The organism is Streptomyces sp. NPDC042638 (assembly GCF_040647235.1).
GTDB classification, from domain to species: Bacteria; Actinomycetota; Actinomycetes; order Streptomycetales; family Streptomycetaceae; genus Streptomyces; species Streptomyces rameus.
Window position 1 is genome coordinate 154,089 of sequence record NZ_JBEZBT010000008.1, and the last position, 19,095, is coordinate 173,183.

Below are 19,095 nucleotides of genomic sequence, written 5' to 3' on the forward strand. Positions count from 1 at the left end.
ATCCTGTTCCGAGCATCCTGTCCGGGCCCCGGAATCGGGGAATCCGTCAGGGAAACGCGAGCGCGTCCGGGCCGAGGGGCGGTACGAGCCCCTCGGCCGCCGCACGGGTGAGCAGCCCGCGGATCGCCGCGTGGCCGTCCTCGCCGAGATCGGCGGTGAACTCGTTGACGTACAGCCCGATGTGCTGGTCGGCGACGGCCGGGTCCATCTCCTGGGCGTGCGCCATGACGTACGGCCGGGAGGCCTCCGGGTCGTCCCAGGCGGCCCGCACGGAGGCGCGGACCGAGTCGGCGAGCCGGCCGAGCGTCCCGGCGCCCAGCGAGCGCTTGGCGATGATCGCGCCCAGCGGGATCGGCAGCCCGGTGGTCAGCTCCCAGTGCTCGCCCATGTCGGCGAGCTTGTGCAGCCCGTAGTCGCGGTAGGTGAACCGGGCCTCGTGGATGACCAGGCCCGCGTCCACCTTGCCGTCCCGCACGGCCGGCATGATCTCGTGGAACGGCATCACCACGATCTCGCCGACCCCGCCGGGCACGCTTTCGGCCGCCCAGAGGCGGAAGAGCAGGTAGGCCGTGGACTTCTCGCTCGGGACCGCGACCCTACGGCCCGTCAGTCCCGCACCGCCCGCAGCGTGCGAGGCGTCCCCGGCCTCCGGCTCCCGGGTGAGCACTAGCGGCCCGCAGCCCCGCCCGAGCGCGCCCCCGCACGGCAGCAGCGCGTACTCGTCGAGGACGTACGGCAGGACGGCGTACGACACCTTCAGTACGTCGAACTCGCCGCGCTCGGCCATGCCGTTGGTGATGTCGATGTCGGCGAAGGTCACGTCCAGCGCGGGGGCGCCGGGGACGCGGCCATGGGCCAGGGCGTCGAAGACGAACGTGTCGTTGGGGCAGGGGGAGTACGCGATCTGCAGCGGCTCATGCGTCATGTGCGTTCCAACTCTCCAGTGCGGGCGCGAGCTTCCCGAAGCCTTCGGTGAGGGCGGCGAGGGCGTCACCGATGCGCCAGGCGGCCCGGTCGCGGGGGCCGACCGGGTTGGAGACCGCGCGGATCTCCAGGACGGGCACGCCGTGTGCGACGGCGGCCTCCGCCACCCCGAAGCCCTCCATGCCCTCGGCGAGCGCGCCGGGGTGCCGGTCGAGGAGGGCGGTGGCGCGGCCGGCGGTGCCGGTCACCGTGGAGACGGTCAGGATCGTGCCGGTACGCGCGCCGGCGGCCTCGGACACGACTCGTACGAGTGATTCCGGCGGGCGGTGGGTGATGGTTCCGAAGCCGAGTGCGGTGACCGGCAGGAAGCCGTCGGCGGTCTCGGCACCCAGGTCGGCCACGGTGATGGCGTCGGCGACGACGAGCGAGCCGACGGGCGCCCCGGGCTGGAAGCCGCCGCCGATCCCGGCCGAGACGACCAGGCCGTAGGGGCGGCCGGCCAGCGCGGCGGCGGTGAGGGCGCCCGCGGTGCCGGCGGCGGCGGGCGCCGGGCCGACGCCCGCGGCGAGCAGGTCCCAGCCCGCGGCCGTACGCCACAGGGTCGCGCCCGGCAGCCGTACCTCCTCGGCCGCCGCGGGCAACGCCCGGGCCACCGCGTCCCGTTCGACGGGGACCGCGGTGGCGACGAGGACCGGGACGGAAGGCGTGGTCAGGCCTTCTTCAGCTTGAAGGACCAGAAGCCCTTCTTCGTCTTGTCGCCCATCTGGATGGCGAGCGTGTTGGTGGTGCCGCCCGTGCCGTACTGCTCCTGGAAGAAGGCGCCGTTCGGGATCGTGCGGTACGTCTCCTTGCTGAGGTCGCTGAACGGGCGGCCGTTGACCAGCACGATCCAGCCCGCCTCCGCGATCTTCGGGTCGACGCCGATGCGGACGGTCTCGTCCTGGCCGACCTTGATCGACTTGGCGTGGTCGGCGTTCTTGAGGCAGTCCTTCAGGGAGTCGGCGTCCAGCGCCTTGCCGTCGTTGTAGCAGAGAGCCTCGGAGTTGACCGAGTCCCCGCCGACGGTGATCGTCGCCACGGGCGACGGCTTGTCGCAGGCCGACAGGACGAGCAGTCCGGCGGAAACGGCGCCGGCGACGGCGACGGCGCGGCGGCGTCGCACAACGGATTGCAGCGTGGTCATGGCCGAAGGCTATCGGGCCCCCGGAGCCGTCCGCCCACGTGGGGTGCGACGTGCCCGGTTCGTTACGCCACGCGTGCCCGGGACCGGGCCGCAGGCGGGGAAGCCGTGCCCGGATCGTTACGCCGGCCCGGCGTCGCGCACGGCGTCACGCCACCCCGGGCCGTGCCGGCCGCCGTGCCGGGCCGAGGCGAGCAGCCCCCGCAGCGTCGTCAGCCAGCCGACGGCCACGAACGCGGCGCCGGCCAGCAGCCCCAGCGTGCCGTTGAGCGGCATCACGATGCCGACGGCGCCGCCGAACACCCACGCCATCTGCAGCAGCGTCTCCGAGCGGGCGAACGCCGAGGTCCGCACCGGCTCCGGCACGTCCCGCTGGATCAGCGCGTCCAGCGCCAGCTTGGCCAGTGCCTGCGCGAACCCGGCCACCGCCGCCAGGCAGGCCACCAGGACCGCCTGGAAGAACAGAGCGGCGACGAGCGAGGCGCCGAGCACCACCGCGACGACGGTCACGACGATGATCTCCGGGGCGCGCGACCTGAGCCACGCCCCCACCGCCGTCCCCAGGGCGTTGCCCGCCCCCGCCGCGACCCCCACCGTCCCCAGCGACACCGCCGCGCTCTGCCCGGCCAGCGGATGCTCGCGCAGCAGGAAGGCGAGGAAGAAGATCAGGAAGCCGGACAGACAGCGCAGGGCGGCGTTGGCGCCGAGCGCGTGCGTGACGGCGGGTCCGACCGTCCGCAGCCCCGGTCGCCTGGCCTGCCGGCGGCACGGCCCGTGCAGATGCCGTTCGTCGGCCGCGAGCAGCGCCACGTCCTCACCCTTGGCCGAGTCCACCGTGGATGGCAGCGAGAACGACAGAAACGTCCCGGCAACGAAGATCACGAAGGCGCCGTAGAGCGGCCACGGATCGCCGAGCGCGTGCAGCCCCGCCCCGACCGGCGCGGCGGCCCCGGTGGCCAGCAGCCCCGCGAGGGTGACCCGGGAGTTGGCCTTCACCAGCGAGAACCGCGGCGGCAGCAGCCGCGGCACGACGGCACTGCGGACCACGCCGTACGCCTTGGACGCCACCAGCACGCCCAGCGCCGCCGGATACAGCTCCAGACCGCCGGTCGCCACCGCCCCCGAGACGACCAGCGCCAGCAGCGCCCGCGCCAGCATCGCCGCGGCCATCGCCGCCCGCCGCCCGTGCGGCAGCCGGTCCAGCAGCGGGCCGATGACCGGAGCGAGGACCGTGAACGGCGCCATGGTGATGGCGAGATACAGCGCGACCCGCCCGCGCGCCTCGTCGGTGGGCACGGAGAAGAACACGGTGGAGGCCAGCGCCACGGTGACCATGACGTCCCCGGCGCCGTTCACCGCGTGCAGCTCGATCAGCTTGCCCAGGCCCGACTCGCCCGCGCCGTGCGCGTGCGTGATCCTGCGGATGCCGCGCGCCGGAGCGGTGAGGGGAAAGTGCAGGGCGCGGCCGACCGCGCGGACGGCCGTGCCCACCCGGCCCGAACCGCCGCCCCGACCACTCGCCCTGTCCGCGGCTGCCACGACGTTCATAGTGCCCCGAGATGAGGCCTGATAGCGCGGTACGGCACGGATGGCGGCGTACGACTCCGTACGGGCCGTGCCCTCCGGTTCCGCCGGACCGGCACAGGTGGGCGGGTGGGAATATCCACGAATCCCGCCCGGTGTAGCGTGCCTATCTCAGCCATAACGCAGAATGGATGGCAGAGGTGCGCCCGGGCGCGCGGATGCAGACGTCGATGCGGTCCCCAGGTCCGCTCCGTAGGCGAAACCGCCGGAGGCAGCCGCACTCGACGAGACGGCGTAGGAGAGAAGCGATACCTGTGAGCGCGACAACGCGAAGCCGCACCCCCGACCGCCTGTGCGCCGAGGCCGTCGACCTCGCCCGTACCGCCGCCGAGGAGGCCGCCGCGCCCGGCGTGGTCGGCGAGCACACCGGTCTCGTGGCGGAGGGCGACCGCGTTGTCACGCACTTCTTCGAGTGCAAGGAGCCTGGCTACCGCGGCTGGCGCTGGGCCGCGACGGTGGCCCGCGCCTCCCGCGCCAAGCTGGTGACCCTGGACGAGGTCGTCCTCCTGCCCGGCCCCGACGCCCTCCTCGCCCCCGAGTGGGTCCCGTGGAGCGAGCGCCTGCGCCCCGGCGACCTCGGCCCCGGCGACCTGCTCCCCACCGACCAGGACGACCTGCGCCTGGAGCCCGGCTACGTCGGCGAGGAGGAGCCCCCGTCGAACTCACCGGTCTCCGAGGAGATGCGGGAGCTGGCGGAGGCCGAGGACGCCGACGTCACCCCCGGCGCCCCCGCCGTCCAGCCGACGATCCCCACCCGCGGCTCGATCGCCGCGGTGGCCGAGGAACTCGGCATGCGGCGCGCGCGTGTCCTGTCCCGCTACGGCCTGCACAGCGCCGCCGACCGCTGGGAGGACGCCTTCGGCCCCAAGACGCCGATGGCCCAGGCGGCTCCGGCCACCTGCGTGAGCTGCGGCTTCCTCACCCGGATCGGCGGCTCCCTCGGCCAGGCGTTCGGCATCTGCGCCAACGAGTTCTCACCGGCGGACGGCCGTGTGGTCTCCCTCGCCTACGGCTGCGGTGCCCACTCGGAGGCCGCGGTCATGCCGAAGCCCCCGCAGCCCGCAGCGCCGGTCGTCGACGAGACCCGGGTCGACCCCTTCCCGCTCCGCCCGGCCCGCGACTCCGGCTCGGTCCCGGAGACGGGCGACGACGAGACGGCGGAGCTGGGCCACTCCTGAATTCCGGCCTCCGCCGCGAGACTGCTCACGTGATCATCAGAGTGGCGCAGGAACGGGACCTTCCCGGCTTTCTCGGTCTGGCGGCCCAGGTCGAGCACTGGTTCGGGCCGATGGTGGACGACCCCGGGTTCAGCCGAGCCGTGGCGGAGAACATCCGCGCGGCAACGGCCCTGGTGGCCCAGGACCGGGACTCCTCCGGCCTGCTCGGCGGCCTGCTCTTCGAAGCCGCGGCCCCGGTCCACCACGTGCACTGGCTCGTCGTCTCGCAGGCGGCGCGGGGGCGGGGCGTCGGGCGCGCGCTGGTGTCCGACGCCGTCCGCCGCTTCGTCCGCGGCCCCGGCACCGTCGAGGTGGTCACCTTCGGCCCGGACCACCCCGGCGCGGTGACCAGCGGGGCACGCGCGTTCTACGAGAGCCTCGGCTTCACCCCGGCCGAGGCGACGGCCCCCGGCCCGGAGGGCGGCTCCCGGCAGATCTACCGCCGGCCCGTCCCCTGACTCCGGGATCGCCCTGGCCGGCGCGGTGGTGGGCAGTCGTGGCCTGTCAGCCGGTCAGCGCAGCCTCGTGCACGGTGTGCAGGGCCGCGTCCCGGCCCGTCCGTTCCAGGCGGAGGTGGGCCGAACGGCCGCGCAGGGTCAGGGTCATGAGCTGGTTGCCGAACCACGGGCCGCCCTGTTTGCGCCACCTCACCGGCGGCCGGGAGCAGCGGCCGTGCCGGGCGAGGAGCCGCCCCAGCAGGCGGGCCGTGGCGCTCCAGCCGAAGCGGAAGCCGATCCGCATCATGAACGGCACCGAGTTGTGCACGGGCGAGCAGGTGAGCTGGACGACGGGGACGGACGGGCCGCCGGAAGGCCAGGACGCCCGCGCGACGTAGCCGTGGTGCACGTCCCCCGACAGCACGCACACGCTCGCCGGTGCGTCCGCCCGGGACCCGGCCTCGGCTATGAGACCGGCGAGGTCGGCGAACGAGCGGGGGAAGGCCGCCCAGTGCTCCAGGTCGGCTCCGCGGCGCAGCCGCTCGCCGAAGCGGGCCCAGCGGGCGCCGCGCTCCCCGGCGCACAGGGCCGCGTCCCAGGCCTCCGCGTCGTGCACCAGGTGCGGCAGCAGCCAGGGCAGGGAGGTGCCGATCAGCAGGTGGTCGTAGGAGCCCGCGTCCGACAGGATCTGCTCGCGCAGCCAGGCCGCCTCGCCCGGGCCGAGCATGGCGCGGCGGTCCTCGTCCAGGACCCGGGCCGCCCGGGAGTCCACCATCGCCACCCGGACCCGGCCGAAGTCGCGCCGGTAGCTGAAGCGGACCGAGGCGGAGTCGGCGTCGGCCCGCTCGGCCAGGGCGCGCAGCGCGTCCGTGCCGTCCGGGACCGCGCGGACGGCGGCCCAGGTCGGGTCGTCGGCCAGTTCGGCGGGGGAGAGGTTGCCCAGGTGCTGGTGGACCCAGTAGGACATCAGGCCGCTCAGCAGCCGCTCCTGCCACCAGTCCGTGGCGCGCATGTCGGCGAGCCAGGCGGCGGAGGTGTTCCAGTCGTCGACGACGTCGTGATCGTCGAAGATCATGAAGCTGGGCACGGTGGACAGCAGCCAGCGGATCTCGGGGTCCAGCCAGGACTCGTGGTAGAGGCGGCAGTACTCCTCGTAGTCCGTGACCTGGCTGCCGGGCGCCCGGTCGAGGTCGCGGCGGCCGGCCAGCCAGCGCCGGGTCTCCTCCGAGGTCTCGTCCGCGTAGACCTGGTCGCCCAGCAGCAGCAGGACGTCGGGGCGGACGGCGTCCGGACCGGCCGCCAGCCGGGTGGCGAGGGTGTCGAGGGCGTCGGGGCCGACCGGGTCCTTGCCGTCGGCCGGGGGCGCGGCCCAGCGGCAGGAGCCGAAGGTGACGCGGACGTCGTCGCCGGCCGCGGGCACCCGGATGACGGAGGGCGGGAAGCGGGAGCCGGGCAGCGGCCACACCGGCGCGTCGTCCAGGAACACCTCGTACGACGGCGAGGTGCCCGGTGCGAGCCCGGTCACCGTGACGAGTGCGTAGTGGTGCCCGGCGACCTGGAAGGTCGGGGCCGTGCCGCCCGCACCGTCGGAGCAGCGCACCTCGGCCGTGCAGGGCCGGCTCGCCTCCACCCACACGGTCGCGCACGAGCCGTCGGTGTACCTCAGCAGCGGACCCAGACGCAGTTCGGCCACGTGATCGCCTCTTGTCTCGCACGGTACGGAAAGGAACGACCGTAGGGACGGTACAGGCGTCTGGGACCCGTCCGGGTGGGCACGTGGGAATGAGACCGCGACGGGGCCCGGCGGGGCGGCCCCGGTGAGCGGCGAGGCGGGAGAGGCGGTGCCGTGGCCGAGCACGAGCAGACGACGGAGACATCGGAAACCCGCAGCACGGTGCGCGAGGACGACCTGCTGCGCGGCCTGGAGGTGGACGACCGGCAGCCGGAGCGGCCCGTGCTCCTGGACGCCGGGGGCCGGCCGATCGACACCTGGCGGGAGAACCACCCCTACGACAGCAGGGTCGGCCGGCGCGAGTACGAGCGGACCAAGCGGATCCTCCAGATCGAACTGCTCAAGCTGCAGCGCTGGGTGAAGGAGACCGGCCAGCGGATCGTCGTGGTCTGCGAGGGGCGGGACGCGGCAGGCAAGGGCGGCACCATCAAGCGGTTCACCGAGCGGCTGAACCCCCGGGGGGCCCGCGTGGTGGCGCTGGACAAGCCGACCGAACGCGAGGCCGGGCAGTGGTACTTCCAGCGGTACGTGACGCACCTGCCGGCCCGCGGTGAGATCGTCTTCTTCGACCGCTCCTGGTACAACCGGGCCGGCGTGGAACGGGTCATGGGCTTCTGCTCGGAAGCCGAGTACCGCCAGTTCCTGCGGCAGGCGCCGTTGTTCGAGCAGCTGCTCACCGACGACGGCGTGCTGCTGGTGAAGTTCTGGTTCTCGGTGTCCCGCGGCGAGCAGCGCACCCGGTTCGCGATACGCCAGGTCGACCCGGTCCGCCGCTGGAAGCTCTCCCCCACCGATCTGCACTCGCTCGACCGCTGGGACGACTACACCGCGGCCAAGGTCGACATGTTCCGGGCGACGGACACGCCGTACGCGCCCTGGACGGTCGTGAAGAACAACGACAAGAGGCGGGGCCGGCTGGAGGCGATGCGCAGCCTCCTGGCCCGCTTCGACTACCCGGCCAAGGACCACCGGGCGGTGGGCACCCCGGATCCGCTGATCGTCGGCGCGGCGGACACCCTGCTGGAGCCCGGCGAGGAAGCCACGGCCCTGTCGCCGACGCCGCTGGCCGGACCGGGTGACGGACCGGGCACCCATCCGGACCCGCGATGACGCCGCTCCACAGCCGCAGACGGCTCCACAGCCACAGACGGCTCCACAGCCACAGACGGCTCCACAGCCACAGATGAGGGGGGAACCGGATCATGGGCACGGTGGTGCACGTCCCGCAGACGCGGGACATGATCGGGGACGAGCTCTCCGGCGACGAGGCCTTCACCGCGCTCAGGCGCTACGGGGGGACGCGCCTGCTGCTCGACGCCTTCTCGCGGTTCCGCTACGCCGACGGCTTCACCAACGCACGGGCCCTGGGCTTCCAGATCGTGCTGGGCATGGTGCCGTTCACCATCGCGCTCGTCGGCCTCGCCACGGCCGCGCACACGGAGAGCGTGGGGCGCGTCGTCGAGCTGACCCTGGGCAGGATCGGGCCGGGCGCCGGTTCGGACGTGATCCAGGACGCGCTGCGCCGCACCCGCCGCACCGCCGGCTCCGGCGCGTGGAGCACGGTCGCGCTCTGCCTCGGGCTGGTCTTCTCCGTCCTCAACCTGGCGTCGGCCATGGGCCAGGTCGAACGGGGCGCCAACCGCATCTACGGCATCGAACGGGACCGGCCCTTCCCCCGCAAGTACGGCCGTGCCGTGCTCCTCGCCTTCGCCGCCGGCCTGCCGATGGTGCTGGGCTTCCTGGTCGTGGTCGCGGGTGACGCCCTCGGCGCCGCGACGACCGAGGCGCTGGGGTGGCCCGGGCCCCCGGCCTGGTGGGGCGCCCTGGAGATACCCGTGGGCACGGCCCTGGCCTGGGTGGCCTCCGCCGTCGTCTTCCGCTGGTCGCCGCGCCGGGACCAACCGGGCTACACCTGGCTGGCGTTCGGTTCCGCCGTCCACCTGGTGCTGTGGGTCACCGCGACCTGGCTGCTGGCGCTGTACGTCTCCCGCAGCGGCTCCTTCGGCGCGGTGTACGGGCCCCTCACGGCCTTCGTGGCCCTGCTGCTGTGGGCCAACCTGACGGGCATCGCCCTGTTCCTGGGCATCGCCTTCGCCGCCCAGCTGGAGGCGGCCCGCGCCGGCCTGACCCACCCCGTGAGCCCGGACCCCGGCCCGGGCCCTTGACCGGGGCCCGGGCCCCTGGCCCCGGCGCGGGACGCCGGGCGGTTCGCGCTGGGGCGGGGGGTCAGGAGGAGCCGACGATGCGGCGTACGTTCTCGACCGAGCCGCAGTCGGCCTTCAGCCGGCGTTCACGCTCCTCCAGGAACGCCACGCCCAGCTCCTCGCGCCGCTCCATCGCCACGTTCTCGCGCGCACCGTTGAGGATGGTGCGCTCCTCCTCGTCGGCGTGGTGGGTGACGGCCTCCACCAGATCCTCCAGCTTGGCGTCCCACTCCTCGGAGCCGACCTCCTCGACCTCCAGGAGGTCCAGCAGGGCCTGGTTCCCCTCGTCGTGCTCGTGCTCGCCGTGTTCGACCTCTTCGTCGTCGATGTTCTTGTACCGCTTGAGGGCGGGATAGACCTTGGCCTCCTCGGCCAGCGCGTGGGCGATCAGCAGGTTCGCGAACTCCTCCAGCGCGGCCGCGCGGTCGGCCTCGACGCTGCGCATCAGACGGAAGAGATCCTCCATACGCCGGTGGTCCTGGAGGATGAGTTCGACGACGTCCTGAGTCTGGGGCATGGGACGGGCACCACTTTCGTGCGAACGGAACGGGCCCCTACCGCCTACCCCCGCCCTTCGCCTTGATGGCCTCCCGGCTCCGTCACCGTCACGCTCCTTCGGCCCGATCCGCGTCCGCGCTGTACCTTCGTCCTCAGGCGGATGAGGAGAGTGAACGTGAGCAAGTTCGTGCGGCCGGCGGCCGAGGGTGCCGATCCCTTCGGGACGGCCCGTCTGCGTCGCGGTGTCCTCGACGCCTGGGCGACCAGTCCCGCCCGGTTCCGGGAGGACGCCAACGCCGAGGAGGACCTCGTCCTGGGCGGCTACCGGGACCGGCTCGTCGTCGAGCTGGCCCAGAACGCCGCCGACGCCGCCGCGCGGGCCGGGACGCCCGGGCGGTTGCGGCTCACCCTGCGCGACGGCGTGCTGGTGGCCGCGAACACCGGCGCCCCGCTGGACGCCACCGGAGTGGAGTCGCTGTCCACGCTGCGGGCCTCCGCGAAGCGGGACACCGGGTCCGCGCACGGTGCCGTCGGCCGGTTCGGGGTCGGTTTCGCCGCCGTGCTCGCCGTGACCGACGAGCCGGCGATCGTGGGCCGGCACGGTGGCGTGCGCTGGTCCCTCGCCGAGGCCCGGGAACTGGCCGCCGGGACCGCCCGGCACAGTCCGGGGCTGGGCGACGAGGTGCGGCGCCGGGACGGCCATGTGCCGCTGCTGCGGCTGCCCTTCGCCGCCGAGGGCACCGCTCCGGAGCCGTACGACACCGCCGTCATCCTGCCCCTGCGGGACACCGCCGCCGCCGATCTCGCCGAGCGGCTGCTCGCCGGTGTCGACGACGCCCTGCTGCTGGCCCTGCCGGGGCTGGAGGAGGTCGTCGTGGAGGTCGGCGACGAGGCGCCGCGCACGCTCAGCCGCCGTACCGACGGTCCCTTCACGGTCGTCGAGGACTCCCGGGACGGCATCACCAACTGGCGTTCCGCCTCCGCGCACGGGCCGCTCACCCCCGACCTGCTCGCCGGCCGGCCGGTGGAGGAGCGGCTGCGCCCCCGCTGGTCGGTGACCTGGGCCGTCCCCGTCGACGCCTACGGCGCCCCGGTGCGGCCCCGCACGAGTCCGGTCCTGCACGCGCCGACCCCGAGTGACGAGCCGCTGGGCGTGCCCGCGCTGCTCATCGCCTCCTTCCCGCTGGACACCACCCGGCGGCACGCGGCCCCGGGCCCCCTCACCGACTTCCTGGTGCAGCGCGCGGCCGACGTCTACGCCGAACTGCTCGCCGGGTGGCGGCCGGTGGGGGCGGGGATCATCGACCTGGTCCCCGGGCCGCTCGGCAAGGGGGAGCTGGACGGGGCGCTGCGCCAGGCCGTGCTGGAGCGGCTGCCGCGCGCCGCCTTCCTGCCGCCGGCCCTCGAGGCCGGCGCCGACGACGAACTGCCGGAGGCGCTGCGGCCCCGGGACGCCGAGATCGTGGAGGGCGCCGGGGCCGACACCGTGCGGGTGCTGGCCGAGGTGCTGCCGACCCTGCTCCCGGCGGGGCTGGAGCGGCGCGTGGAGCTGCGGACCCTCGGGGTCGCCCGGCTGCCGCTCGCCGACGCCATCGACCGGCTCGCCGGGCTGGAGAAGGAGCCGCGGTGGTGGTGGCGGCTGTACGACAGCCTCGCCGGGGTCGATCCCGAGCGGCTGTCCGGGCTTCCCGTGCCGCTCGCCGGTGGCACCTCCCAGGTCTTCGGCGCCGGGGGAGGGCGGACCACCATCGGGCCACGGCAGGTGCTGCTGCCCACCGCGGACGCGGAGCGGATGGACGCGGACGTCCTGGGGCGGCTCGGGCTGAAGGTCGCCCACCGGGATGCCGCGCATCCGCTGCTGGAGAAGCTGGGCGCGCTGCCCGCCACGCCGCGCGCGGTGCTGACCACTCCGCAGGTGCGGGCCGCCGTGGCGGGCTCCCTGGAGGAGGACGGCGGCCCGGTCTGGGAGGAGGCCGCGCCGGACGCCGAGGAGCTGGCCGAGACCGTGCTCGCCCTCGTCCGGGACGCGGGCCTGGAGCCGGGCGACGAGCCCTGGCTGGGCGCTCTCGCGCTGCCGGACGAGGACGGGGAACTGGCGCCCGCCGGGGAACTGGTGTTTCCCGGCAGCGCCTTCGCCCGGGTGATCCGCGAGGGCGAACTGGCCGCCGTGGACGAGGACCTGGCCGAGAAGTGGGGTGAGCAGCCGCTCGCCGCGTGCGGGGTGCTCACCGACTTCGCGCTGGTCCGCGCCACCGACGTGGTACTGGACCCGGACGAGCTGGAGCCCCGCGAGGGCGACTACGCCGAGCCGGACGACGCGGGGCTGCTGGACGCGGTGGACGTGTGGTGCGAGGACATCCTCGACCGGTTCCCGGACAGCCCGGTGCCGCCCGTCGCCACCGAGCTGGTCGCCGTCCGCGACCTGGACCTGGTGGACGACGACCACTGGCCCGAGGCGCTCTCCCTGCTGGCCCGGCCGCCGCTGCGGGACGCCCTGACCCAGCCCGTGCGCGTGCTGCTGCCGGACGGCACCCACGAGGTCGTACGGCCGTACACGGCGTGGTGGCTGCGCGGGCACCCCGTGCTCGACGGGCGGCGCCCGGCCGGTCTGCTCGCGGCCGGCGGGGACCCGCTGCTGCGCGGGCTGTACGACGAGGCCGACGCCACCGGCTTCGAGGACGAGCAGGTGCTGCGGGCGCTCGGCGTGCGCACCTCCGTCGGCGCGCTGCTGGACGAGCCCGGCGGCGCCGCCGAGCTGCTGGACCGGCTCGCCGACCCGGAGCGGCCGGTCACGGCGACCCAACTGCACGGTCTGTACGGCGCGTTGGCGGAGCTGGACCCGGAGCAGGTGACCCTGCCGGAGGAGCTGCGGGCCGTCGTGGACGGGCGGGTGGAGGTCGTGGAGGCCGCCACGGCCGTCGTGGTCGACTCCCCGGACCTGCTGCCGTTCACCTCCGGGGTGCCGCTGCTGCCGGTCCGGCCCGCGCGCGCCGCCGAGCTGGCCGAACTGTTCCAGGTGCGCCGGCTGAGCGAGTCCGTCACCGGCGAGGTGCACTCCGAGGGGGCCGAGCACGACGTACCGGAGCCGGTGCGGGTGCTGCTCGGGCCGCGGACCCCGCGGACGTACGTCGAGCACGAGGAACTGGTCGTGGACGGCGTGGAGATCGACTGGCGGCTGACCGACGACGGTGTGCTGCACGCGGCCACCCTGGAGGGGGTCGCGGCGGGGCTGGCGTGGGCGGCGAGGCAGTGGCCGCGCCGGTTCGAGGTGGCCGCGCTGCTGGAAGACCCGTCGCGGACCGAGGAGTTGGCACGCGACCGCTGGTTCGACTGACCTCCCCCCGGGTCCCTCTCGACATCTCGACGGAACCCTCACCAGTAGTACAACCTTTCACTTCCTCCCCGCGTCACATCTGCGGAGTCACCCGACTCCCCGGAACCCGACGTGGGGACGAAACATGCGTATCCGTGCCTCCGTCGCCGTCGTGGGCGGCGCTCTGGCTCCGTCAAGGGCGCCGACGCGTTCGACCTCTTCGGCCCCGACGACGGGTACGCGTCGACCGGCAAGCCCACCTGCGCCGAGGTGAACGCCACCACGTCCACCCGCAGCGCCTCGGTGAAGACCGTCAAGGCGGACGCCAAGGGCCACCTGACGACGACCACCACGGCGTCGGTGGACGGCTACTGCCGCTTCTCCTTCGCGGGCGACTCCAGCGCCTCCGCGGTCAGCGCCGCCGGCGACCTCGTCGACGTGCGGTGACCAGCCGCACACCACAGCACCACACCACTCAGAGGACAACAGATGCACCTTCGTGCCACCGTGGCCGCCGTCTCCGGCGCCCTGGCCCTCTCCGCACTCGCGCTGCCGGCCGCCCACGCGGCGGACGGCGGTCCGTCCTACCGCGCGGACGTCGCCGAGGCCCTCGCCCGGCACACCCCGGGCAGGACCGCCCTCACCGCCACCGCGGCGCCCATCGGCGACCTCGACGTGTCCTTCTCCGGCTTCCGGATCAGCAAGGCGATCAAGGTCGGTACGGCCACCAAGGCCTCCACCGTGGTCACCTACAAGCTGACCCACGGCGCCGACGTCGACGTCACCGACCCCATGTTCGCCACCGGCCCGCTGATCTACCGCGGTCCCGCGGAGAACCCGGAGAACATGCAGGGCGGGGACAAGCCGGCCACCTGTGTGGAGACCTCGGCCACCACGGCCACCTGCAAGGGGCCGGTCGACATCAACCCGCGCACGACCGAGCGTGACCTGAAGCTGTACAACTCCCAGGCCGGTACCTGGCACGGAGCCGCCATCGCCCTGGACTTCGACAGCGAGAAGACCGCCCTGCAGTTCGGTCTGGGCTCCACCCTGGTCCAGCGCAACTCCCAGCTCACGGCCGACGCGGCCCCGGAGCCGGTGCGGAAGGGCAAGACCCTCACCGTCACGGGCAAGCTCTCCCGCGCCAACTGGGAGGACCACAAGTACCACGGCTACACCGGGCAGTCCGTGAAGCTCCAGTTCCGCAAGAAGGGCTCCAGCACCTACACCACGCTGAAGACCGTCAGGACGAACTCCACGGGCGGTCTGAGGACGACGGCCAGGGCCACGGCCGACGGCTACTACCGCTTCTCCTTCGCGGGCACCACGACCACCCCGGCGGTCAGCGCCGCGGGTGACTTCGTCGACGTGAAGTAGGCGGCGCCGTTCCGGCCCCGGGAGAGCGTGCCTCTCCCGGGGCCGGAACGTTTCCTCTCACTTATGGCATGTGCAGGTAATGCCGCCGTCAATTCTGGCCGGGAAACCCTCTTGCCGTACAACCCGGCCCGTGCTTCGCGGATCTGATCACCTGAGTCGACCGACTCCACGATCACTTCTCCCTCCTAGGGAACGCACATGCGCATTCGTGCCACCGTGGCCGCCGTCTCCGGCGCCCTGGCCCTCTCCGCCTTCGCCGTGCCCGCCGCCCACGCGGCGCCCGCGGCCCCGAACGTCACCTTCTCCAACGTGAAGGTCAACAGCGGCAAGGCGATCTCCATCGGCGCCACCTCCACGGTCAGGGTCACGGCGACGTACACCGTCACGCACCCCGCCACGGTCTCCATGGCGAACGTCAACACCGGTCCGCTGCTCTACCGCGGGACCTCGGCGTCGGACCCCGACACCCTGGTCGGCAGCGACGCCCCGGGCACCTGCGACACGGTGAACTCGACCACCGTGAACTGCTCGGCCACGATCACCATCCCGGCCGACGAACTCTGGAACTCGGACGCCGGCACCTGGAAGCAGGGCGGCATCGCCCAGGACAAGACGACCCACGCCGAGAAGCGGCAGAGCGACCTCGGCACCCTGCCGGTCCGCCGCGCCACCAAGCTCACCGCCGACGCCGCCCCCGAGCCGGTGAAGAAGGGCGCGACCCTCACCGTCACCGGCAAGCTGACCCGTGCCGACTGGGAGCACGGCACCTACAACGTCTTCAGCAGCCAGTCCGTCCAGCTCCAGTTCCGCAAGGCGGGCAGCACCGCCTACACCACCGTCAAGACGGTCACCTCGTCCTCCACGGGCGCCCTGAAGACGACGGTCACGGCCGGCTACGACGGCTACTACCGCTTCACCTACGCCGGCTCCACCTCCTCGGCGCCGGTCAGCGCCGCGGGCGACTACGTCGACGTGCAGTAGGTCCGGGCCCGCACACGGACGGCCGCGCCCCCGGAGTCACACCGGTGGCGCGGCCGTCGCGCTACGCCGCGTCCCGTTCGGACAGGAACTCGCCCCTGCGGGCGAGCAGCCACTCGCGGAACCCGTCGAGCAGCCACCCCGGAACGTTTCCTCTCACTTGTGTCACCATCAGGTAATCGTCAGATCAAGAACTGGCGGGAACCAGTCTTGCGGTACAACCCTCCGTGTCCTTCGGGGATCTGATCGCCTGAGTCGACCGGCTCCATGATCACTTCTCCCGACAGGGACACACATGCGCATTCGTGCCACCGTGGCAGCCGCCGCCGGTGCCCTGGCCCTTGCCGCCTTCACCGCCCCGGCCGCTCAGGCCACCGGCACCGACGGGACGCCGTACCCCCTGAACGTCAGCTTCTCGGGTCTCAAGATCGCCTCGTCGACCAAGATCGGCGCCCCTACCGGCGCGGTCAGGATCGCCTACTCGTACACGCTGAAGCACGGCTCCGACGTGGACATCACGAAGGCCGACTTCTGGAGCGACGCCTACCTCTACCGCGGGACGCTGGGCTCCGACACGTCCAGGGAGCTGGGCTACGACAAGTCCGACAGCGCCACCTGTGCGGACGCGCCGGCCACCCCCGGCACCGCCACCTGCGAGGGCACCATCGACCTCTACCCGTCCGAGGGCGACCTGCTGAACACCGACGTCGGCAGCTGGACGGTCGCCGTGGAGGCCGGCGCCCTCAACGGGCAGGACCCCGAGAACCCCGACTACAACAAGGTCGGGTTCAAGGAACAGGGCGACATGGGCACCACCAGGCTGCTGCGCAACGTCATCCTCACCGCCGACGCGGGCCCCGAGCCGGTGAAGAAGGGCGCGACCCTCACCACCACCGGCAAGCTGACCCGCGTCGACTGGCAGGACCACAAGTACCACGCCTTCACGAGCCAGACGGTCACGCTGCAGTTCAAGAAGGCGGGCACCAGCACGTACACGGACGTGAAGACGGTCAAGTCCGACGCGTACGGCAACCTGAAGGCCACCGCCACCGCCGCGTACGACGGCTACTGGCGCCTCACCTACGCGGGCAGCGCGTACGCCTCGTTCGCCACCGCCGCCGGCGACTACGTCGACGTGCAGTAACGCCTAGTCCGGGAAGCGGCGGTCGACCCACCTCCACAGGTACTCCAGGACGGCCGCCGCCACCACGGCCACCCCGACCGCCGTCCACGGCATCGTGATGCCGACCAGTCTCAGGGCGAAGAAGTCCTGGAGGGCGGGGACGGCGAGGACCAGCAGGAAGGCCACGCCCATCGCGGCCACCAGGACCACCCGCCACCAGGTGTAGGGGCGGGCGATGATCGCCAGTACCCACATGGAGATCAGGAACAGGGTCAGGGTGGCCGCGCTGGTCTCCGCGTCCAGCGCACCGGAGCCGGAGTAGTGGTGCCGGGCGAGCAGGTACGTCACGAAGGTCGCCGCCCCGGCCACCACGCCGCCGGGCACCGAGTACCGCATCACCCGGCGCACGAAATGGGGTCTCGCCCGCTCCTTGTTCGGCGCGAGGGCCAGGAAGAAGGCCGGGACGCCGATGGTGAGCGTGGACAGCAGGGTCAGGTGCCGGGGCAGGAAGGGGTACTCCACCTGCCAGCACACCACCAGCACCGCCAGCAGGACCGAGTAGACCGTCTTCACCAGGAACAGCGTCGCCACGCGCGTGATGTTGCCGATCACCCGGCGGCCCTCGCCGACCACCGAGGGCAGGCTCGCGAAGCTGTTGTCCAGCAGCACGATCTGCGCCACCGCCCGTGTGGCCTCCGAACCGGAGCCCATGGCGACCCCGATGTCCGCGTCCTTCAGCGCCAGCACGTCGTTCACGCCGTCCCCGGTCATCGCGACCGTGTGGCCGTTCGACTGGAGCGCGCCGACCATGTCCCGCTTCTGCTGCGGGGAGACCCGCCCGAAGACGGTGGCCGAGTCCAGTGCCTGTGCCATCTCCCGTTGTCCGGTGGGCAGCCGCCGCGCGTCCACCGCCGCACCCGCCAGACCCAGCTTGGCGGCGACCGCGCCGACCGACACCGCGTTGTCCCCGGAGATGACCTTGGCGCGGACGTCCTGGTCGGCGAAGTAGCGCAGGGTCTCGGACGCGTCGGGCCGCAGCCGCTGTTCCAGCACGACCAGGGCGGTGGGGCGGGCGCCCCGGGCCGGCTCGGCGTCGTCCAGGTCCCGGTGCGCGCGGGCCAGCAGCAGGACCCGCAGCCCCTGCTCGTTGAGCCGCTCGGTCTCGGCCAGGGCCGGGTCGCCGTCGGCGAGGAGGACGTCCGGGGCGCCCAGCAGCCAGGTGCTGGTCTCGCCGTCGCCCTCGCTGAACGCGGCCCCGCTGTACTTGCGGGCGGAGGAGAAGGGGAGCGACTCCACGCAGCGCCAGTCCACGCTGTCCGGATAGGCGTCGACGATCGCCTGGAGGGAGGCGTTCGGGCGCGGGTCGGACTCGCCGAGCGCGCCCAGCACCTTGCGGACGTATCCCTCGTCCGCCCCGTCCAGCGGCCGCAGCCCGGTGACGTCCATGCCGCCCTCGGTGAGGGTGCCGGTCTTGTCCAGGCAGACGGTGTCGACGCGGGCCAGGCCCTCGATGGCCGGCAGCTCCTGCACCAGGCACTGCTTGCGGCCGAGCCGGATCACCCCGATCGCGAAGGCCACCGAGGTGAGCAGGACCAGCCCTTCGGGGACCATCGGCACGATCCCGCCGACCGTGCGGGCGACGGCGTCCTTCAGGTCGTGGTTCTGCACGACGAGCTGGGTGATGACGAGTCCGACGGCGGCCGGGACCATCATCCAGGTGACGTACTTGAGGATCGTGGAGATGCCGGTGCGCAGCTCGGAGTGGACCAGCGTGAAACGGGAGGCCTCCTCGGCGAGCTGGGCGGCGTAGGCCTCGCGGCCGACCCTGGTGGCCGTGAAGGCGCCGCCGCCCGCGACCACGAAGCTGCCGGACATGACCTGGTCGCCGGGGCGTTTGACGACGGGGTCGGCCTCGCCGGTGAGCAGTGACTCGTCGATCTCCAGGCCGTCCGTCTCGGCGCACACCCCGTCGACCGCGATCTTGTCGCCGGGGCCGACCTCGATGAGGTCGTCGAGCACGATCTCGTCGGTGGGGACCTCGGCCGCCACCCCGTCGCGCCGCACCGTCGGCCGGGTCTCCCCGATCACGGCGAGCGAGTCGAGGGTCTGTTTGGCCCGCCACTCCTGGACGATGCCGATGGCGGTGTTGGCGAGGATCACGAAGCCGAAGAGGCCGTCCGGGATCGGTGCGACGAACAGCATGATCACCCAGAGCACGCCGATGATCGCGTTGAACCGGGTGAAGACGTTCGCCCGGACGATCTCCCCCAGCGACCGGCTGCTGCGCACCGGTACGTCGTTGACCTGCCCGCGCGAGCGCCGCTCCGCCACTTCGGCGCCGGTCAGCCCTGTCGGCCGGCTCCTCGGCAGGGCCACGGGGTGGACGGGGTCCAGTTCAGCGCCCGCGTCTATATGGCTCATGCATTCGACGGTACGTGTGGATCTGCCCCTTCACCTGCCGAGCAGGGCCGATTTCCGACCTGGGGAGGACCGGGCTCCTGCGCAGGTCGTACGGTGCGCCGGTACGG

Annotated in this window: 16 protein-coding genes; 9 read left to right on the plus strand and 7 right to left on the minus strand. The window is 73.2% G+C overall.

Annotated features, from left to right (window positions below; genetic code table 11):
- Window positions 1-46: 46 nt before the first annotated feature.
- From AB0B40_RS10085 to AB0B40_RS10100, 4 genes are all read right to left on the minus strand, one after another.
- Entirely contained in the window at window positions 47-925 is an 879-nt protein-coding gene (locus AB0B40_RS10085; protein ID WP_345051301.1) for a 1,4-dihydroxy-6-naphthoate synthase, read from the minus strand.
- Window positions 915-1,637, minus strand: coding sequence for a futalosine hydrolase (locus AB0B40_RS10090; RefSeq protein WP_362263675.1), 723 nt, complete (start codon window positions 1,635-1,637; stop codon window positions 915-917). Before AB0B40_RS10090 ends, AB0B40_RS10085 begins: the two co-directional genes overlap by 11 nt.
- Entirely contained in the window at window positions 1,634-2,107 is a 474-nt protein-coding gene (locus tag AB0B40_RS10095; RefSeq protein WP_345051297.1) for a DUF2771 domain-containing protein, read from the minus strand. The genes AB0B40_RS10090 and AB0B40_RS10095 overlap by 4 nt, the downstream gene beginning before the upstream one ends.
- Window positions 2,108-2,224: 117 nt before the next feature.
- Window positions 2,225-3,652 carry an MFS transporter gene (locus tag AB0B40_RS10100; RefSeq protein WP_345051296.1) on the minus strand — a complete coding sequence of 476 codons (1,428 nt, stop codon included), beginning with the start codon at window positions 3,650-3,652 and terminating at the stop codon, window positions 2,225-2,227.
- A gap of 290 nt (window positions 3,653-3,942) precedes the next feature.
- Here AB0B40_RS10100 and AB0B40_RS10105 point away from each other — a divergent pair, with 290 nt between their 5' ends.
- Both AB0B40_RS10105 and AB0B40_RS10110 read left to right on the plus strand, forming a co-directional pair.
- The gene (locus AB0B40_RS10105; protein WP_345051295.1) at window positions 3,943-4,866 is read left to right on the plus strand and encodes a DUF3027 domain-containing protein; all 924 of its coding nucleotides are present in this window, start codon (window positions 3,943-3,945) and stop codon (window positions 4,864-4,866) included.
- Window positions 4,867-4,895: 29 nt separating this feature from the next.
- Window positions 4,896-5,363: a GNAT family N-acetyltransferase gene (locus tag AB0B40_RS10110; protein WP_362263661.1), complete on the plus strand. Its 468-nt coding sequence runs from the start codon at window positions 4,896-4,898 to the stop codon at window positions 5,361-5,363.
- Between the two features lie 46 nt (window positions 5,364-5,409).
- On the opposite strand, the gene AB0B40_RS10115 is transcribed toward AB0B40_RS10110, so the two are convergent.
- The gene (locus tag AB0B40_RS10115) at window positions 5,410-7,035 is read right to left on the minus strand and encodes an alkaline phosphatase D family protein (RefSeq protein ID WP_345051292.1); all 1,626 of its coding nucleotides are present in this window, start codon (window positions 7,033-7,035) and stop codon (window positions 5,410-5,412) included.
- Window positions 7,036-7,188: 153 nt separating this feature from the next.
- On the opposite strand from AB0B40_RS10115, the gene ppk2 reads away from it, so the two are divergent.
- Window positions 7,189-8,184, plus strand: coding sequence for a polyphosphate kinase 2 (gene ppk2 / locus AB0B40_RS10120; RefSeq protein WP_345051290.1), 996 nt, complete (start codon window positions 7,189-7,191; stop codon window positions 8,182-8,184).
- 92 nt (window positions 8,185-8,276) lie between these two features.
- Entirely contained in the window at window positions 8,277-9,239 is a 963-nt protein-coding gene (locus tag AB0B40_RS10125) for a YihY/virulence factor BrkB family protein (RefSeq protein ID WP_362263662.1), read from the plus strand.
- A 61-nt stretch (window positions 9,240-9,300) separates the two neighbouring features.
- On the opposite strand, the gene AB0B40_RS10130 is transcribed toward AB0B40_RS10125, so the two are convergent.
- On the minus strand, window positions 9,301-9,795 hold the full coding sequence (locus tag AB0B40_RS10130) for a hemerythrin domain-containing protein (protein WP_345051287.1): 495 nt from the start codon (window positions 9,793-9,795) through the stop codon (window positions 9,301-9,303).
- A 156-nt stretch (window positions 9,796-9,951) separates the two neighbouring features.
- Between AB0B40_RS10130 and AB0B40_RS10135 the strand changes: the two genes are divergently transcribed.
- From AB0B40_RS10135 to AB0B40_RS10155, 5 genes are all read left to right on the plus strand, one after another.
- A complete protein-coding gene (locus tag AB0B40_RS10135; protein ID WP_345051285.1) occupies window positions 9,952-13,110 on the plus strand; it encodes a molecular chaperone Hsp90 in 3,159 nt (1,052 codons plus the stop codon).
- Between the two features lie 111 nt (window positions 13,111-13,221).
- Window positions 13,222-13,536, plus strand: a complete 315-nt coding sequence (locus tag AB0B40_RS10140) for a hypothetical protein (protein WP_362263663.1) — start codon at window positions 13,222-13,224, stop codon at window positions 13,534-13,536.
- A gap of 42 nt (window positions 13,537-13,578) precedes the next feature.
- Window positions 13,579-14,466, plus strand: coding sequence for a hypothetical protein (locus AB0B40_RS10145; protein ID WP_362263664.1), 888 nt, complete (start codon window positions 13,579-13,581; stop codon window positions 14,464-14,466).
- A 198-nt stretch (window positions 14,467-14,664) separates the two neighbouring features.
- Window positions 14,665-15,447 (plus strand): hypothetical protein, encoded by a 783-nt coding sequence (locus tag AB0B40_RS10150; protein WP_345051279.1) that lies wholly within the window; start codon window positions 14,665-14,667, stop codon window positions 15,445-15,447.
- A gap of 292 nt (window positions 15,448-15,739) precedes the next feature.
- Entirely contained in the window at window positions 15,740-16,588 is an 849-nt protein-coding gene (locus AB0B40_RS10155) for a hypothetical protein (RefSeq protein WP_345051277.1), read from the plus strand.
- Between the two features lie 3 nt (window positions 16,589-16,591).
- Here the strand turns inward: AB0B40_RS10155 and AB0B40_RS10160 are convergent, their stop codons facing one another.
- Window positions 16,592-18,988, minus strand: coding sequence for an HAD-IC family P-type ATPase (locus AB0B40_RS10160; protein ID WP_362263665.1), 2,397 nt, complete (start codon window positions 18,986-18,988; stop codon window positions 16,592-16,594).
- Window positions 18,989-19,095: the final 107 nt, after the last annotated feature.

What these genes read in the sequence shown, in the direction of transcription:
- AB0B40_RS10085 (WP_345051301.1), bottom strand. Translation starts at nt 925, where the DNA reads ATGACGCATGAGCCGCTGCAGATCGCGTACTCCCCCTGCCCCAACGAC.
- AB0B40_RS10095 (WP_345051297.1), bottom strand. Translation starts at nt 2,107, where the DNA reads ATGACCACGCTGCAATCCGTTGTGCGACGCCGCCGCGCCGTCGCCGTC.
- AB0B40_RS10100 (WP_345051296.1), bottom strand. Translation starts at nt 3,652, where the DNA reads ATGAACGTCGTGGCAGCCGCGGACAGGGCGAGTGGTCGGGGCGGCGGT.
- AB0B40_RS10125 (WP_362263662.1), top strand. Translation starts at nt 8,277, where the DNA reads ATGGGCACGGTGGTGCACGTCCCGCAGACGCGGGACATGATCGGGGAC.
- AB0B40_RS10130 (WP_345051287.1), bottom strand. Translation starts at nt 9,795, where the DNA reads ATGCCCCAGACTCAGGACGTCGTCGAACTCATCCTCCAGGACCACCGG.
- AB0B40_RS10145 (WP_362263664.1), top strand. Translation starts at nt 13,579, where the DNA reads ATGCACCTTCGTGCCACCGTGGCCGCCGTCTCCGGCGCCCTGGCCCTC.
- AB0B40_RS10150 (WP_345051279.1), top strand. Translation starts at nt 14,665, where the DNA reads ATGCGCATTCGTGCCACCGTGGCCGCCGTCTCCGGCGCCCTGGCCCTC.
- AB0B40_RS10155 (WP_345051277.1), top strand. Translation starts at nt 15,740, where the DNA reads ATGCGCATTCGTGCCACCGTGGCAGCCGCCGCCGGTGCCCTGGCCCTT.
- AB0B40_RS10160 (WP_362263665.1), bottom strand. Translation starts at nt 18,988, where the DNA reads ATGAGCCATATAGACGCGGGCGCTGAACTGGACCCCGTCCACCCCGTG.